Here is a 14,816-nt window from a genome sequence, read left to right on the forward strand (position 1 = left end):
TGGTACCGGGAGGGCCGGCTCAAGGCCTTCCGCGAGGGGGGCCTCACCGTGTACGATACGATCAGGGGCCGCAGGGAGCGGCTCGGGCTGGCCGCCTAGGCCCGTCCAAAGAAATGTCCGAGCCCCCAATGCCCTTTACCTGTTCCAATTTCGTAAACGGTATCGGTTTCTTTTAAATTCAATTGTTTTATTATTTGGTTGAGTACTTTTTCACTCGTTAAAAAGTTTTGAGAATATTTTATATTAAAGTTTTGAGAATATTTTATATTTTTGTTCATGTAATCACTCCTTCTTAATTACAAATTTTTAGCATCTAATTTCTAGTGTGATAAACCCGGCCCGGCTGACTTTACCACCAGATGGGTCATTTTGAACACGTCCCAAAATGGCTCATGAGGGACCGCTTAGCATGCTACGCGAAGTCGGCGAGCTGTGCGGCGAGTGCCCCGATCTCGGCCTTGAGCTCCTCGGCACGCTCGCGCTTCTTCGCCACGACCTCGGGCGCCGCCTTGGCGATGAAGCCTTCGTTGGCAAGCGTCTTCTCCGCACCGGCAAGCTCCTTCTCGGCCTTGGCGATAGCCTTCTCGATGCGAGCGCGCTCGGCAGCGAAGTCGACGAGGTCGCCAACGAGGATGTAGGCATCGAAGTCGGCGCCGGCGAGCACGATAGAGCCTTCGGGCTTTTCCGCCACTTCCTCCGTCGTGATGTCAAGCGGGCTCACGCGCGCGAACGCGCAGATGAACTCCGCCATGCCGCGGATGGCCTCGGCGACCTCATCCGAGTTGGCGCGAACGTCCACGCCAAGCTGCTCCTTGGGGCTGATGCGATAGCGGGCGCGCGTGGAGCGCACATCGGTCACCACGGCGCGGGTAAGCTCGAAGGCGCGCTCTGCGGGCTCGTTTATCCAGCGCTCGTACGCCGCCGGCTCGGGCCAATCGGCGACCATGAGCGCCTCGGCGCGCTCGCCGTCCGCATCCAGCCAGCTCGCGGGCATGGTTTCCCAAATGGCCTCGGTCGCGAACGGCATGAGCGGATGCATGAGGCGCAAGCTCGTATCGAGCACGAAGATGAGGTTGCGCTGCGCCTGCAGGCGCGCCTCGGCATCTGAGAGACGGGTCTTCGTGACCTCGATGTACCAGTCGCAGACCTCGTTCCAGAAGAAGCTCTGCAGGCTGCGCGCCACATCGCCAAACGCGTACGATTCAATGCCCTCGGTAACCTGCCCCACCGTCTTTGCGAGGCGGCTGAACATCCAAGCATCTGCCGCGGTCTCGGCGACCGGCTCACCCGGCGTGTAGCCCTCCATATTCATGAGCAAAAAGCGGCTCGCGTTCCAAATCTTGGTGAGGAAGGCCTTTGCCTGCTCGGTGCGGGCGCTCCCCAGGAAGTTCTTCTGCTTGTCGAAATCTGCGTCGAAGCGAACGTCTTGGTTGTTCGTGAAGAGGCTCAGCAGGTTGAAGCGCATGGCGTCGGCACCGTATTTGTCCATGAGGTCCATGGGGTCAACGCCGTTGCCCTTCGACTTGCTCATGCGGCTGCCGTCCTTGGCGAGCACGGTGGGATAGATCACCACGTCGTGGAAGGGAATCTCGTCCAGGAAGTAGAGCGAGCTCATGATCATGCGCGCCACCCAAAGAGCGATGATGTCGCGCGCCGTCACGAGCGCCGTGGTGGGATGATGCCCCTCGAGCTGCTCGGGGTGCTGCGGCCAGCCCTGCGTAGCGAAGGTCCACAGCTGCGAGCTGAACCAGGTGTCGAGCACGTTCTCGTCCTGGTGCACATGGTGCCCGCCGCACTTGGGGCACACGTCGACGTCCTCCATGAGGGCGTCTTCCCAGCCGCAATCTTCGCAGTAGAAGACGGGGATGCGATGGCCCCACCACAGCTGACGGCTGATGCACCAGTCTTTCAGGTTCTCCATCCAGGTGAGGTAGGACTGCTTCCAGCGCTCGGCGTTGAAGCGGACCTTGCCCGAGGTCACCGCCTCCATAGCCGGCCCCTTGAGCTTGTCCACGGCGACGAACCACTGCTCGGAAAGCCAGGGCTCGAGCGTGGAGTCGCAGCGGTAGCAATGCATGACGGAGTGGTCGTGCTCCTCGATGTGATCGAGCAAGCCGTGCTCCTCGAACCAGGCGACGACCTTCTCACGGCACTCGTCGCGCGTGAGCCCAGAGAACTCACCGTAGCCATCAACCACCACGGCATGCTCATCGAAAATATTGATCTTCTCGAGACCGTGCGCCTCGCCCATGGCGTAGTCGTTGGGGTCGTGAGCCGGCGTGACCTTCACGAAGCCCGAGCCGAAGCCCGCATCCACGTGCCAGTCCTCGAAGATGGGGATCTCGCGGTCCACGATGGGGAGCTTCACCGTCTTACCCACGAAGGCAGCCTTCTCCGGATCCTTGGGGCTCACGGCCACGCCCGTGTCGCCGAGCATGGTCTCGGGACGCGTGGTGGCGACAACGATGTACTCCTGGCCATTCACCGGCTCGGTGAGCGGATAGCGCAGGTGCCAGAGGTGACCTTTCTCGTCCTTATACTCCGCCTCGTCATCCGAGATGGCCGTGGTGCAGCTGGGGCACCAGTTGACGATGCGCTTGCCGCGGTAGATGAGCCCGTCGTGGTACCAGTCGCAGAAGACGCGGCGCACGGCTTCGGCGTAATCGGGGTCCATGGTGAAGCGTTCGTCCTCGAAGTCGATGGAGCAGCCCATACGACGAATCTGCTGCTGGATGATGCCACCGTACTCGTGGGTCCAGTCCCAGCACGCATCGATGAACGCCTCGCGGCCCATCTCAAGGCGGTTCTTGCCTTCTTCCTTGAGCTTCTTGTCCACCTTGGTCTGCGTGGCGATGCCGGCATGGTCGGTGCCGAAGATCCAGCGCGTGGAGCGGCCGCGCATGCGCGCCTGGCGCACGATAGCGTCTTGGATGGAATCGTCGAGCGCGTGGCCCATATGGAGCTTGCCCGTGACGTTCGGCGGCGGGATGACGACCGTGCAGTCGCCGGCGCCCGGGCGCTTCTCGGGCCCGCGCTGGTAGTAACCGCCGTTGAGCCACTTGTCCAGCATCTTGGGCTCAGTGACCTGCGGATCGTATGTCTTGGGCATCTCTTCCATGAGAGGTCCTCTCTATATCGCGATATACGATTCAAGAGGATAGCACAGGCAGCCCATCCTGCGGGGACCCGGCACGCGAAGAGCAGGTTTGCACATGCAAGGGGCGAGCACAGCGGCTCGCCCCTCCCCTAGCATGATGTCACACGGTGCCCGCGCCCCGCTAAGCCGAATGCTCGAGCATATTCGTGAGCGGACGGCCCGGCACGAGGCGCCCGTCACACACGAAACCCTCCTCACGGCCCGCGAGCTCGGCCACGAGCGCGGCGCGCAGCTCGGCCACACGGTCGGCATACACAGGATCGGCGATGGCATCGTGCTCCTCGCGCGGGTCGACAGCAAGGTCAAAATACTGTTCACGACCCGTCTGCGAGAACCAGATGTACTTGTCGTGCGGCGTCACGATGTAGTGGTTCGACTGCTCCACGTCGCGCGCGTGCTCGCCGTGGACGTAGGCGCGCTCGATGGCTGGCCCGCCGAGCACCTCCCCGGCCAGCGAGGAGCCGTCCACCGTGTCCGGCACGGAGGCGCCGGCAAGCTCGAGCAGTGTGGGCATAACGTCCATGAGCTCCACTACGCTCTGGGAGCGCTGGCCCACGCAGTCCGGACCGGCGCCGTGCGCGGCGCGCAGCTGCTTGCCCACGCGCACGATGAGCGGGATGTGCGCGGAGCCCTCGTACGGGAGCACCTTGCGGAAGAGCGAGTGGTCGAAGAGCATCTCGCCGTGATCGGCCGTGAACACCACGACCGTGTTGCCGTAGGTGCCATCGTTCTCAAGGGCTGTGATGAGGCGGCCCACCTGATGGTCAATATGCGTGATGCAGGCGTAGTACCCCGCCATGGCCTGGTGGCGCAGTTCGACATCGCGGCAGCCGTGCACGCTGTCGAGCACCATGCCGTCGCGCTCGGTCGCCTCGGTGTCGTCCCAGTCGCCCGACGCAGGCTGCCGCAAGTCGCGCCCGGGGTAGAGGTCGTAGTAGCTCTGCGGCGCATCGAAAGGCGGATGGGGCCGCACGAAGCTCGCCGTCAGGAAGAAGGGCCGCGTGCGGTCGCGTGTCTCCAAGAAGCGAATGGACTCGTCCACCACCCAGTTGGTGGGATGGTAGCGTTCCTCGTAGATCCACGGGTGCGTGATCCAGGAGTTATTCTCCACACCCGACCCGTTCACATCGAAGGACGCGCCCAAGCGGTCGCGCATGTCGCGCATGTAGTCGTCCGAGACCGCCTGATGGTGCCAGTACGGCGTGTCCGCATGGCGATAGTGGCCGATGTAGCCGTCATGCAGGCGAAGCGTCTGGTATCCGCAGGCGAGACGGGGCGGGTGCACGTGCATCTTGCCCACGCAGGCAGTCTGGTAGCCCGCGCTTCCCAGCTCCTCGGCCAGGTAATGGTTATAGGACCAATCCACGCCGTCCTGATAACCCACGCGCCCGTGTGACGAGGGAGCCCGGCCTGTGAGCAGGCCGGCGCGGGCCGGGATGCAGCTCGGGCAGGCCGAGTAGGCATGCTCGAACAGCGTGCCCTCGGCAGCGAGCGTATCCAGATACGGCGTCTTGACATCCGGATGACCGGCCGCGCCCAGGCAATCGCCTCGCAGCTGGTCGCAGACGATCAAAACGATATTTGGCTGAGCCATGGTTGCACCTCATACTCTGCAGCAGCGCCGGTTGAACACCCGGCACCCATCACAGCTTCGCACGATTCCAAAGCGGCGGGCGACAGATGCGCTCTCCGCCCGCCCCTATCCGTGAATGGCGCTCATGTCGCGCAGGAATTCCTCGACAGCGGCGCGGTCGGCATCGGGCAGGTCCATCATGCGCTCGTTGCCCCGCGATGTGAAGTACACCCGCACGACGCCGGCAGCATCCTCCACCCGCGTGCACTCGATGCGCGACCACGGGATGCGAAAGCCCTCGGCGTAGATGCCGCGGCTCCCCATGCCGGCGCGCACGGCGGCAAGCGACACGCCTACCGCTACGAGCACACAGGCGGTCACGAGGTCGCGCGGCTGCATGCCCCTGCCAACATAGGACCCGATGCCAAGCACGGCGAGCACCGCCGCAATCACGAAAGTCGCCGGTTGTCGGGACGCCATGAACCGCATCGAGGTCCGCTGGTCGACCGCAAGGTGGATGCTATAGCAGAACAGCAGGACGCCAGCGATGAGGATCGTCCACTCGAAGACGCCGAGCCCCTGGAATACCTCAGGCATGCCGGTCACCTCCCCTGAGAAGCCTTGGCCATCGGAGCGGCCATGTCGCGCTCCGAGCGCTTAAGATAGCGCTCGCTCGCCGCGTGGTCACCCTTGTTCTCGTACTGCAGCGCAAGTAGCAGCTCCAAGAAGCCGCGGTCGATGCCCGACAACGTGGGCAGACGGCGCTCCATGTCGCCGATATAGCCCCAGCCCTTCTTGATGTAGATGTCGTGCATCATGCGGGCCTCGGTGATAGCATCCTCGTCGTCCCAGGTCTCGATCTCGGCGAGGAGCTTGGTCGCACCCGCCTCGTTCCCGCGCTCGAGGTAGTAGTTGAAGGCCTTGCCCACGAGCTCATGGCGCTGTTTGGCGTTCTGGCGCATTCCCAGCATCCGCTCGATAACGGCATCGGCCTGGCTGTAGGCGTCGAGAGCAAGGTAGCCGTTGAGCTGCATGAAGCAACGGTTCCACGCGGGAAAGATGAACTTCACGAGCGGCTTGTCGAGCAGTGCCAGGTAGGCCTTGGCATCCGCCTGCTCGAGCAACTGGGTCAAGCGCTGCACGTAGGCACGCTTTGCCACCTCAAGAATCACCAGCAGCGCGGTCGCTGCCAGCAAGATCGCGACACCGATGAGTCGCATATCCATGGGTCCTCCTTCGCAACGAACCTGGCTACACTGAGGCGCGCCGCCGACGGGGAGGGTCGGCGGCGCGCTGCGATACGGTGTGGCAGGTTATCGAGCATCTTCCACGGGCTCGAGCCCCAGGCGATCGAACTGCTCGCGCGGCGCCTCATGCTCGATGAGACCACGGCGCAGCAGGGCCACCATGTGCTCTTCGGCCGCAGCGTCCTCGCCCACCAGGTTGTGGGTCTGGCCGTAATCCTCGGCAAGGTCGAAGAGGAGCGAGTCGTGCACCTCTTCCAGGCAGTCCTCGCGCTGGTCGATGTTCGCCGGCTTGCGACAGGGAATCTTGTAGACCGGGTAGTTGGTGCGCGCCAGGAATCGGCCGCACTCAATCTCGTCCGGGCACTCCGTACCCATCTTGTGGCGGATGGTATGCGGAATCGCCGCGTATTCGAAACAAGGCTGGTTGCCCGGCACCGGCGCGCGGAAATAGGTGTAGCGGCCATCGGTCACGTTCACCGTCATGGCGTGCACGCCGAAAAGCCCATAGTCGCGCGTAGGCGCCTCCGCATCTGTGACGAGCGGCATGAGCGATGCGCCGCAGACCTCGGGCGGCACGGGGCATCCATGCGCCTCGAGTACCGTGGGCATGATGTCGATAGCCTGCGTGAGCTGGCCGGCGCGCTCGCCTGCGCGCGCCCCGCCCGGGAAGTGCACGATAAACGGCAGGTGCGCGAGCTCGTTGTACAGGTGCATGTAGTTCTTGCCCAGGTAGTCGCGCTCACCGAGGAAGTAGCCGTGATCGGTGGTGACCAGAACCATGGTGTCCTCGTAGATGCCGCGCTCCTTGAGCTTATCAACGAGCGTGCCGAACCAGTGGTCCGTCATGGTGACGAGCGCCTTGTAGCGACGCTGCACATAGTCCACGGCAGAATCCGGGATGTCGGTGTCGCTCACACGCTTGTAGGGCGGGATCTCGAAGTAGTCACGGTCGAGCCCGTCGCTGCCACCGTAGAGCTCCATGTACGTGTCGGGCACGTCGAAGGGCTCATGCGGATCGAAGGCCTCCACCATGAGGAAGAAATCATCGTCTTGGGCGTTCTCGTCGATGAAGTCGCACGCGGCGCGGAAGGTGCGCGGGCTCGGCATGTCCTCCTCGCGCGGCCAGCGGCCGCGGTTCTTCTGGTACTGCTCACGCACGCGGCCGTAGAAGGTCTCGGGCATGTTGTTCGGCTCGTCGATGCGGCTCACCCAGGGGTCGCCCTCCTGGCCGCGGAAGAGCTCCCAGGTGTTGAAGAGCTGCAGGTAGCCCTCGCCGCCGGTACGGGCGTAGTGACAGTGGTCCGTGGCGATGTGCGTGTAGGTGCCGCCGGCACGCAGGCCGTCCACCAAGGTCACGTCGAAGGGCTCGACGGGGCCCCAGGGCCGCTCCAAAAAGTTATAGCGGCCGCACATGATGTCGCGGCGGGCGGGCATGCACGGCGCCGAGCCGATCCAGTGGTTGTCAAAGACCACGGAATCCTGGGCGAAGGCGTCAAGACAAGGGGTCTGCGCTGCGCCCTCGGGGTTGTAGCATCCCAGTGCGTCGCGGCGCAAGGTGTCCATCAGGACGAGTACGGTTCTCATGCGGGTACCCTTCCTCGTGAAATGGGTATAAGGACTCATGTTCCACAAGATGCCAGGGATCGCGATGAAGCCCGGGCATGTTGGGAAACACGGGTGCCTGGACCCGCCGTGCGGCAAACCGACGGGTCCAGGCCGGCTTTGTTCGCTTACGCGAAGATCTTGATGCCCGTGTAGTAGCCGAAGGCGGCGAACACGAGCGCGAACACGATGAGGCCGATGATGACCTGGGCCGTGTTCTTACCGTTGCCCTTCTTGATGAGCTTGTAGCACACCAGGGTGAGGATCACCGGGAGCATGTAGGGCATGACGGCGTCAAGCTGGTTCTGGATGACCAGCGGGTCGCCCTCTTCGAAGGCGAACTGCAGGCCGGTGGTGAGCTTGACCGTCTGCGGGATGAGGCAGCCCACGACGATGACTCCGAGGACGTTGGCCAGGTTGCCTAGGCGCTCGATGAGGGCCAGGCCGCCCTTCTCGATGAGCTCCATACCCTTGCTGTAACCCATGTGCACACCGAAGTACTTCATGGGCCAGTACAGCAGGTTGATGAGCAGGAACATCACGATGGGGCCGATGAGCGAACCGTTGTCCACGCAGAGCGAAGCACCGATGGAGCCCGCGATGGGATACCAGGTGAGGTTGAGCATGGAGTCGCCCAGGCCGGCGAAGGGACCCATAAGCGAGGTCTTGACGCCGGTGACGGCATCCTTGTGGTCCTCGTCCGTGCTCTCCTCGAGAGCGGCGCAGATGCCGAGGATCAGCGGGATCGCCAGCGGATGCGTGTTGAAGTACTCAAGATAGCGCTTGAGTGCGGTGACGCGCTCCTCCTTGGGACGGTCCTTGTAGAGCTCCTCGAGCACGGGCGAGAAGCAGTAGGTGAGCGAGAGCGACTGCATACGCTCGTAGTTGTGCGCAAACTGGCAGCCCTGGGTGCGCAGCAGAACCTTGTTCAGGGCATGCTTGCTAACGTGAGCCATTACAGATCATACTCCTCTCCATCATCGTCGCCTGCAGCGGTGGCGATGGCCGGAGCGGCCTGCGCGCCCTTCTGGCCCTCGATGACGAGGTCATAGAAGCCAGCGATGGCGGCGGCGAGGATCGCGCAACCGAGCGTCGGGATGCCCATGTAGGCGTTCAGGACGAAGCCAATGAGCAGGAAGATCCACATGTTCTTCTTCATCATCATGGTGAGCAGCATGGCGAGGCCCACGGCGGGCATCATGCCACCGGCCGTGCTGAAGCCGGACAGCACCCACGGCACATCGTTCTGCAGGAAGGCCATAATGCCCTCGATGACGTAGGAACCAATACCGGTGGCGATGAACACCGGCACGGCACGCGTCAGGAAGAAGCAGATGGCGCCGCCCCAGAAGTACTTGTTGATGGAGCTGAACTTACCGGACTCCGCAGCCTTATCGGCTCCGTGCAGGAAGGTCACGTTGGTGGTCATGACCAGGATGTTGAGCTGCTGCACCAGGGTGGCGGTGGGCACGCCGATGGCGACGGCAAGCGCCGTAGCCTCGGTCACGCTACCGCCGGACATGATGCCCAGCGAGGCACCCACGATGGTGCCGGAGATGACATCGGGCGGAACGTACGCGCCGATGTTGTTGACGCCGAGCCACATGAGCTCCATGGTGGCGCCGATGATGATGGCAGTCGTCATGTCGCCCAAGATGAGGCCGACGCCCACCGAGGCCAGAAGCGGCTTGCGGAAACCGAGATGGGGTCCCAGCTGATCCCACTCGCACAGGCCGGCCCACAGGGCAAGGAGCAGTGCTTGAAGCATTCCTTTTCCTCCTTTTCCGTTTCTATCTTTGCCTCCCGCTTGCGCGGTCGGCGTTGCCGCTGAACTGAAGCTCCGGATGAACCGGAGACGCCTACTGGACCTTGGCGAGCAGGTCCATCACGCGCGCCTTCTCGTCGCGCGTGGTCGGCTGCATCCACAGCTCGACGCCCATCGCGTCGAGTTCCTTGAACGCCTCACGCTCTTCGGGCGTGACGGACATGTTCTTGTGGACGCGGGTGCGCTGGTCGTTGAAGCGCATGCCGGAGACGTTGAGATAATCGAAATCGAGCCCGTTCTTACGAAGCTTGAGGGCGTCGATGGGGTTGCCCACGATGACGAGGGTGGTCTTCTTGAGGGTGGTCTTCGTGAGCACGTCGATGAACTTGTCGACGGTGAAGACGGAAACCTTGATTCCGGGAGCGGCGAGGCCGGCGACCGAGCGCTGCACGGGGTCGTTCGCACACTCGTCGTTGGCGATGATGACCGATTCGATACCCAGATCGGGAATCCACGTGCTGGCGATCTGGCCGTGGATCAGGCGATCATCGATGTCGATAAGCTTGAGTGCCATGGTTGTTGCTCCTTCCTAGAGGTCGAGGTCGTCCTCGTCCTCTGCTGCTAACTCCACTTTGATTTCCTGGACCGACGTCGCGGCCTGCTCGGCGACATGAGCGCGCACCTCGTCGGGCGTGAGGTCGCCCGAGAACAGGAGGTCGATCACGATGGGCAGGTTCACGCCAGTGAACGCGGTGAGCTGCTTGCCCGAGAGCTTGGCGCGCGACGTCACGTTGAACGGCGTGCCGCCGTAGATGTCGCACAGCACCACCACGTGGTCGTATGCTGCGGCAAACTCGTCATAGGCCTCATTGAACTCGGCTTCGAACTGGGCGACGCTCTTGTTCTCCGTCAGCGCGAGCGCACGGGCGCGCTCCTGCTTGCCAGCGAGCATCTCGGCACCCTCGAGCAGTGCGCAGCCAATCTGCGCATGCGTCGCGAGGATCACACCAAACGACATCTCGGTCCTCCAACCACATCGATTTGCCCGGCACGGCGCTTCATCCTGCCTGCTGGGCCCTCCCCTAGCCATCCTGACAAACTTGTACCTACAGATGTTCTTATTTGTTCGTTTCTGAACATTGCTGAGTCGGATAGCGAACACTGTGCTGCATGCATCTCGTTCTACATTGTGCGAGATAAACCAAGGTGTTCAGCACGCTGATATGATAGCAAGAGTTGCGACAGTTTGTGCTGAAGTGTGGAAATTTTTCCGTTCAGCGACAAATACTGACCGTCTGCGAGATTTATTGTTTTCTTTTGTTCTTTTATGTTATTTTTAAGCTGGCGAAGGGAGGCCGGAATGCTCAAAGTTCAGCGCCAGGAAGAACTCGTCCGCTTATGCAACACCACGGGACTCCTCACGGTCAACGAGGCCGCGGAGATTCTGGGCACCTCGCCCATGACCATTCGCCGCGATATGGAGGAGCTAGCGAAGGACGGGCGCATCGAGCGCGTGCGTGGCGGCGCCCGAAGCATCGTGCCGATGGCGCAGGCGGAGCGCGAGTACCCGCACGAGAAGAAGCGCTCACAGCACTCCTCCGAGAAGCAGCATATCGCCCAGATCGCCGCCGGCCTCATCAACGAGGGCGACGCCGTGTTCCTGGGCGCCGGTACGACCTGCGAGCTCATCACCCAATACCTGGGCGAGAAATCCCTCAGCGTGGTGACGAACAGCCTGTCCGCCTTTGAGCTGCTGAAGAGCAACCCCAACATCGAGCTCTACCTGCTGGGCGGACTTTATCGCCCCAAGACGAGCGTGCTGTACGGACACCTCACTGAGGAAGCCCTCTCGTCACTCAGCGTGGACAAGGTGTTCTTCGGCGTGAACGGCATCTGCGCGCCGGACGTGATGGGCCATAACGTGGACATCTCCAACCTGCAGCGCATGGCGCTCGATAAGGGCCGTAAGCGCTACATCCTGGCCGACTCCTCGAAGTTCTTCCGGCGCGACCTCTTCACCTTCTACAGCCTGGAGCAGATCGATGCCGTAATCACCGATCCCGGCATCACCCCCGAGCAGCGCGCCGCCTGCGAGGAATACACGCAGGTCATGTGCTAGCGCAGGAATGCTGGCACCGGCCCGCGAGGAAAGGCGATCGGCCCGCTCCCCTATTTCCGCTAACAAGAAGCCGCCCGTCTGCTGCTATGCAGACGGGCGGCTCTTTGCTTCGCCGACTGGATGCGTGGCGGGCTCCCCCGGGCACGGCTGTCGCAGGAACTGGGCGGCAGGGCGCGTTACAGGTGTCCGCTGGAGCACGTGCTAGTCGTGGTACTCCCCGCGGTCCCACTTCTCCAGGAACTCGTCGAAGAAGTGCGGGTCGGCCTGCGCCTCGGGATCGGCCTGGTTCACGGCGTCGAGCTTGGCGACGAGGGCGTCGTGCTCGGGCGTGGGCTCATACGAGGCATTGATAAAGGCGAGCATGGTGTCAGCCATAAGGAACTCGCCGGTGATCTTGCCGCCGAATCCGACGACGTTGGCGTTGAGGACGCGACGGGCATAGAGCGCGCTCGTCATGTCACGGACGAGGGCGCAGCGGGCACCGGGCACCTTGTTGACGGCGTTGGTGATGCCGATACCGGTGCCGCAGAGCACCACACCCAGGTCGGCGCGGCCGCTCGCCACGGCCTCGCCCACGGCCTTACCGTAGATGGGGTAATGGGTTCGCGTGTGGCTGTACGGGCCGAGGTCCAGCACGGTATGGCCGGCCTCCTCGAGGCGGTCGTGCAGATAGGTCTTCTCATCGGTCACGATGTGGTCGCAGCCCAGTGCGATGATCATAGTTCCCTCCTTGGGATTCAAGCAGACAGGGTGCCTGCGGGCGGTCTTAGGCCATCTTGTTGAGCATGTCCACGCGGATCTGGTGGCGTCCGGCGGCATAATCCGCCGCCAAAAACTCGTCCACGATGCGCAGGGCAAGCTCGGGGCCGACCACCTTGGGGCCCATGCAGACCATACGGGCGTTGTTGTGCTCGCGCGTCATGTAAGCGCTGCGCTCGTCGGAGATATTCGCGGCGACCATGCCCTTCACGCGCGTGGCGGCCATGTAGCTGCCCACGCCGTAGCCGTCGAAGGCAAAGCCCTGGGAGCCATCGTGCTCCAGCAGGTCATGCGCCACCGCGGTCGCGGAATCGACGAAGTCCGCGGCGGGCTCGGGGCTCAGGTCCACGACCTCGTGCCCCAGCTCGACCAGATGGGCGGCCACGAGCTCTTTGAGCTCCATGCCTGCGGCATCGGATCCAAGTACAACCCTCATGCTCGTTCCTTTCTCCTTGATGCGGGCTATTCCCGCTATCTCCTGCGCTTGCGCGCTGGTCCACAGAGTTATCGCTCGACGCGCGTATACTGCTCGAGCTCGAAGCGCTGCTCGCCGGTCAGTGCAGCATCGGTGAAGATCGCGTCGATATTGCCGAGGTCGAAGAAGCCGTAGAAGTCGCGGCGCCCCACCTTGCTGGAATCGGCGAGCAGATAGCGCTCGTTGGCCTTCCCGAAAACCAGGCGCTGGAAACGCCCCTCTTCGGCGTTGGAAGTGAAGATGGAGCCGTCGGTCACGCCGTTCGCGCCGATGAACGCCTTATCAATACCGAGCGATGCAATGGCGTCTTCGGCCATAGGGCCGACGAAGGCATGGGTCCGGGTCCGGTACGTGCCGCCCACAAGGCACAGGTCGCATCCCTCGCGCTGCTCGAGCAGGCTAAATACTGCCAAGCTGTTGGTGACGATGCGGAAGGGAACCTCGGGCAGCGCGGACACCATCTGCTCGATGGTGGTGCCGGCGCCGAGGAAGACCGTGTCACGCGGTTCGATAAGCGCCGCGGCGCGACGAGCGATATCGCGCTTCTCGACGGCATGAAGGCGCGCCTTCTCACCGTGGGTAAACTCGCGTTCCACGAGTGAGCCATGCTTCGCAGTGCCATGGCGCAGACGTGCTCCGCCGTAGACCCGCTCGACCACACCGCGCTCGGCAAGTTCCTCGAAGTCGCGACGGACCGTCATCTCGGACACCGCGAGCTGCTCGGCAACCGACCGCACCGATGCGGTGTGTTCATCACCCAGCAACTCTAGGATGCGTTCCTGGCGCTCTGCCTTGAGCATAGGGCTCCCTCCTCCGCGCATGCACCGCTCTACTACGTAGGGTATGTTTGAATCTGTTTGATTTTGGAGCTATATGTTATAGTACATCATAATCGCACAATATCAAACAGATTACTTGTTATATTTTGAGCGATACACACGCCGTACGCATGCCATAGACGGTGTACCATCGTAAGAGTTACCGAGCGACCATATCGGGGGCAGCCGTGAAGCATATCGGGTTCCTTATCAAACCTGCGTCAGCATCGTGCAACATGCGTTGCCGGTACTGCTTCTATGCCGATGTGGCAGAGCACCGTTCTGTACCGTCTCACGGCGTCATGGGCGAGGACGTCATGGATGCGCTCATCGACCGCGCGCTTGCCGTGGGCGCCGATGCGAGCGTGACCTTCGCTTTTCAGGGCGGCGAGCCTACGCTTGCAGGCCTGGAGTTCTTCCAGCGCTTCACAGATCTTGTTGAAAGCAAACGCAACCAGCAGCAAATCCATTACGCCATCCAGACCAACGGCTACCTCGTGGACGATGCCTGGGCGGAGTTCTTCCACGTGCATCGGTTCCTGGTGGGGATCTCGCTCGACGGCGACCGCGAGCTGCACGACTGGCTCCGGCCGGATGCTCAGGGAGCGGGCACCTACCAGCGCGTGATGGATGCCATCGGTTTGCTTAGGACCCATCAGGTCGAGTTCAACGTACTCACCGTGCTCACCGGACAGCTTGCCCGGCATCCGCAGCGCCTGTACCGCTTCTACCGCAGCAACCATCTGGACTACGTGCAGCTCATCCCCTGCCTGCCGGGCCTGGACGATAACGTTGACGAGTTCTCGCTTACGCCCGAGGCGTTCGCGTCGTTCTATAAGACCTTCTTCCGGATGTGGGTCGAAGACTTCAGGCGCGGCGAGCGGTTTTCGGTAACGCTCTTCGACAACGTCATCCCCCTCTTCGCCGGCATTCCGCCGCAGCAATGCGGCATGCTGGGACGCTGTGCCCCTCAGTTCGTGGTCGAGAGCTCGGGCGACGTATATCCATGCGACTTCTACGTACTCGACCGCTACCGGTTGGGTAACGTGCTCTCTGACAGCCTTGAGCAGATGGCGACGAGCAACACGCTGCACGCCTTCCTCGCCGAACCACGACGCGCTTGCTCCGCATGCGCCGACTGCCCCTTTGAGCGCATCTGCCACCGCAACTGCAAGCGCTTAAACATCGCATACTATCGCGAGAGCTACTGCGGCTACCGTGACTTCCTCGAGTACGCCGCGCCGCAGATGGCCGCCATCGCGCGCACGTTGCGCTAGGAAGCCTTAGCTCGCACGTAATCG

The 14,816-nt window shown here is 62.5% G+C and carries 14 protein-coding genes and 1 pseudogene; 2 read left to right on the forward strand and 13 right to left on the reverse strand.

The genetic code is table 11. The features are described 5' to 3' along the window. Positions 1–128: 128 nt before the first annotated feature. The 10 genes and pseudogenes from GJE22_RS03665 to GJE22_RS03710 form a co-directional block, all read right to left on the reverse strand. Positions 129–278, reverse strand: a pseudogene (locus GJE22_RS03665) (rRNA adenine N-6-methyltransferase family protein); the annotation flags it as partial. Positions 279–412: 134 nt separating this feature from the next. Further along, entirely contained in the window at positions 413–3,118 is a 2,706-nt protein-coding gene (locus GJE22_RS03670; RefSeq protein WP_144688169.1) for a valine--tRNA ligase, read from the reverse strand. Between the two features lie 160 nt (positions 3,119–3,278). After that, positions 3,279–4,751 (reverse strand): arylsulfatase, encoded by a 1,473-nt coding sequence (locus tag GJE22_RS03675; RefSeq protein WP_144688168.1) that lies wholly within the window; start codon positions 4,749–4,751, stop codon positions 3,279–3,281. 105 nt (positions 4,752–4,856) lie between these two features. Continuing rightward, on the reverse strand, positions 4,857–5,327 hold the full coding sequence (locus tag GJE22_RS03680) for a hypothetical protein (RefSeq protein ID WP_144688167.1): 471 nt from the start codon (positions 5,325–5,327) through the stop codon (positions 4,857–4,859). A gap of 5 nt (positions 5,328–5,332) precedes the next feature. Continuing rightward, positions 5,333–5,956 (reverse strand): hypothetical protein, encoded by a 624-nt coding sequence (locus tag GJE22_RS03685; RefSeq protein WP_144688166.1) that lies wholly within the window; start codon positions 5,954–5,956, stop codon positions 5,333–5,335. A gap of 87 nt (positions 5,957–6,043) precedes the next feature. Beyond that, on the reverse strand, positions 6,044–7,561 hold the full coding sequence (locus GJE22_RS03690) for a sulfatase (protein ID WP_144688165.1): 1,518 nt from the start codon (positions 7,559–7,561) through the stop codon (positions 6,044–6,046). A gap of 146 nt (positions 7,562–7,707) precedes the next feature. After that, positions 7,708–8,535, reverse strand: coding sequence for a PTS system mannose/fructose/sorbose family transporter subunit IID (locus GJE22_RS03695; protein ID WP_144688164.1), 828 nt, complete (start codon positions 8,533–8,535; stop codon positions 7,708–7,710). Further along, positions 8,535–9,347 (reverse strand): PTS mannose/fructose/sorbose/N-acetylgalactosamine transporter subunit IIC, encoded by an 813-nt coding sequence (locus tag GJE22_RS03700; protein ID WP_144688163.1) that lies wholly within the window; start codon positions 9,345–9,347, stop codon positions 8,535–8,537. The genes GJE22_RS03695 and GJE22_RS03700 overlap by 1 nt, the downstream gene beginning before the upstream one ends. 91 nt (positions 9,348–9,438) lie before the next feature. Further along, positions 9,439–9,918 carry a PTS system mannose/fructose/N-acetylgalactosamine-transporter subunit IIB gene (locus tag GJE22_RS03705; RefSeq protein ID WP_144688162.1) on the reverse strand — a complete coding sequence of 160 codons (480 nt, stop codon included), beginning with the start codon at positions 9,916–9,918 and terminating at the stop codon, positions 9,439–9,441. Between the two features lie 15 nt (positions 9,919–9,933). Next, entirely contained in the window at positions 9,934–10,362 is a 429-nt protein-coding gene (locus tag GJE22_RS03710; protein WP_235895809.1) for a PTS sugar transporter subunit IIA, read from the reverse strand. 342 nt (positions 10,363–10,704) lie between these two features. Here GJE22_RS03710 and GJE22_RS03715 point away from each other — a divergent pair, with 342 nt between their 5' ends. Continuing rightward, positions 10,705–11,463, forward strand: a complete 759-nt coding sequence (locus GJE22_RS03715; RefSeq protein WP_186297408.1) for a DeoR/GlpR family DNA-binding transcription regulator — start codon at positions 10,705–10,707, stop codon at positions 11,461–11,463. Positions 11,464–11,664: 201 nt separating this feature from the next. Here GJE22_RS03715 and lacB read toward each other — a convergent pair whose 3' ends face one another. The 3 genes from lacB to GJE22_RS03730 form a co-directional block, all read right to left on the reverse strand. Continuing rightward, positions 11,665–12,183 carry a galactose-6-phosphate isomerase subunit LacB gene (gene lacB, locus GJE22_RS03720; RefSeq protein WP_144688159.1) on the reverse strand — a complete coding sequence of 173 codons (519 nt, stop codon included), beginning with the start codon at positions 12,181–12,183 and terminating at the stop codon, positions 11,665–11,667. 46 nt (positions 12,184–12,229) lie between these two features. Then, entirely contained in the window at positions 12,230–12,658 is a 429-nt protein-coding gene (gene lacA / locus GJE22_RS03725; RefSeq protein WP_144688158.1) for a galactose-6-phosphate isomerase subunit LacA, read from the reverse strand. 68 nt (positions 12,659–12,726) lie between these two features. Continuing rightward, complete coding sequence (locus GJE22_RS03730; RefSeq protein ID WP_144688157.1) at positions 12,727–13,497, reverse strand: DeoR/GlpR family DNA-binding transcription regulator; 771 nt, start codon at positions 13,495–13,497, stop codon at positions 12,727–12,729. A gap of 254 nt (positions 13,498–13,751) precedes the next feature. On the opposite strand from GJE22_RS03730, the gene GJE22_RS03735 reads away from it, so the two are divergent. Then, positions 13,752–14,792 (forward strand): radical SAM/SPASM domain-containing protein, encoded by a 1,041-nt coding sequence (locus tag GJE22_RS03735; protein ID WP_154324090.1) that lies wholly within the window; start codon positions 13,752–13,754, stop codon positions 14,790–14,792. Positions 14,793–14,816: the final 24 nt, after the last annotated feature.

Source organism: Enorma shizhengliae, assembly GCF_009676995.1.
Lineage (GTDB): Bacteria > Actinomycetota > Coriobacteriia > Coriobacteriales > Coriobacteriaceae > Enorma > Enorma massiliensis.

What these genes read in the sequence shown, in the direction of transcription:
- GJE22_RS03670 (WP_144688169.1), bottom strand. Translation starts at nt 3,118, where the DNA reads ATGGAAGAGATGCCCAAGACATACGATCCGCAGGTCACTGAGCCCAAG.
- GJE22_RS03710 (WP_235895809.1), bottom strand. Translation starts at nt 10,362, where the DNA reads ATGTCGTTTGGTGTGATCCTCGCGACGCATGCGCAGATTGGCTGCGCA.
- lacB (WP_144688159.1), bottom strand. Translation starts at nt 12,183, where the DNA reads ATGATCATCGCACTGGGCTGCGACCACATCGTGACCGATGAGAAGACC.
- GJE22_RS03685 (WP_144688166.1), bottom strand. Translation starts at nt 5,956, where the DNA reads ATGGATATGCGACTCATCGGTGTCGCGATCTTGCTGGCAGCGACCGCG.
- GJE22_RS03700 (WP_144688163.1), bottom strand. Translation starts at nt 9,347, where the DNA reads ATGCTTCAAGCACTGCTCCTTGCCCTGTGGGCCGGCCTGTGCGAGTGG.
- GJE22_RS03705 (WP_144688162.1), bottom strand. Translation starts at nt 9,918, where the DNA reads ATGGCACTCAAGCTTATCGACATCGATGATCGCCTGATCCACGGCCAG.
- lacA (WP_144688158.1), bottom strand. Translation starts at nt 12,658, where the DNA reads ATGAGGGTTGTACTTGGATCCGATGCCGCAGGCATGGAGCTCAAAGAG.
- GJE22_RS03690 (WP_144688165.1), bottom strand. Translation starts at nt 7,561, where the DNA reads ATGAGAACCGTACTCGTCCTGATGGACACCTTGCGCCGCGACGCACTG.
- GJE22_RS03735 (WP_154324090.1), top strand. Translation starts at nt 13,752, where the DNA reads ATGCGTTGCCGGTACTGCTTCTATGCCGATGTGGCAGAGCACCGTTCT.
- GJE22_RS03695 (WP_144688164.1), bottom strand. Translation starts at nt 8,535, where the DNA reads ATGGCTCACGTTAGCAAGCATGCCCTGAACAAGGTTCTGCTGCGCACC.
- GJE22_RS03715 (WP_186297408.1), top strand. Translation starts at nt 10,705, where the DNA reads ATGCTCAAAGTTCAGCGCCAGGAAGAACTCGTCCGCTTATGCAACACC.
- GJE22_RS03680 (WP_144688167.1), bottom strand. Translation starts at nt 5,327, where the DNA reads ATGCCTGAGGTATTCCAGGGGCTCGGCGTCTTCGAGTGGACGATCCTC.
- GJE22_RS03675 (WP_144688168.1), bottom strand. Translation starts at nt 4,751, where the DNA reads ATGGCTCAGCCAAATATCGTTTTGATCGTCTGCGACCAGCTGCGAGGC.
- GJE22_RS03730 (WP_144688157.1), bottom strand. Translation starts at nt 13,497, where the DNA reads ATGCTCAAGGCAGAGCGCCAGGAACGCATCCTAGAGTTGCTGGGTGAT.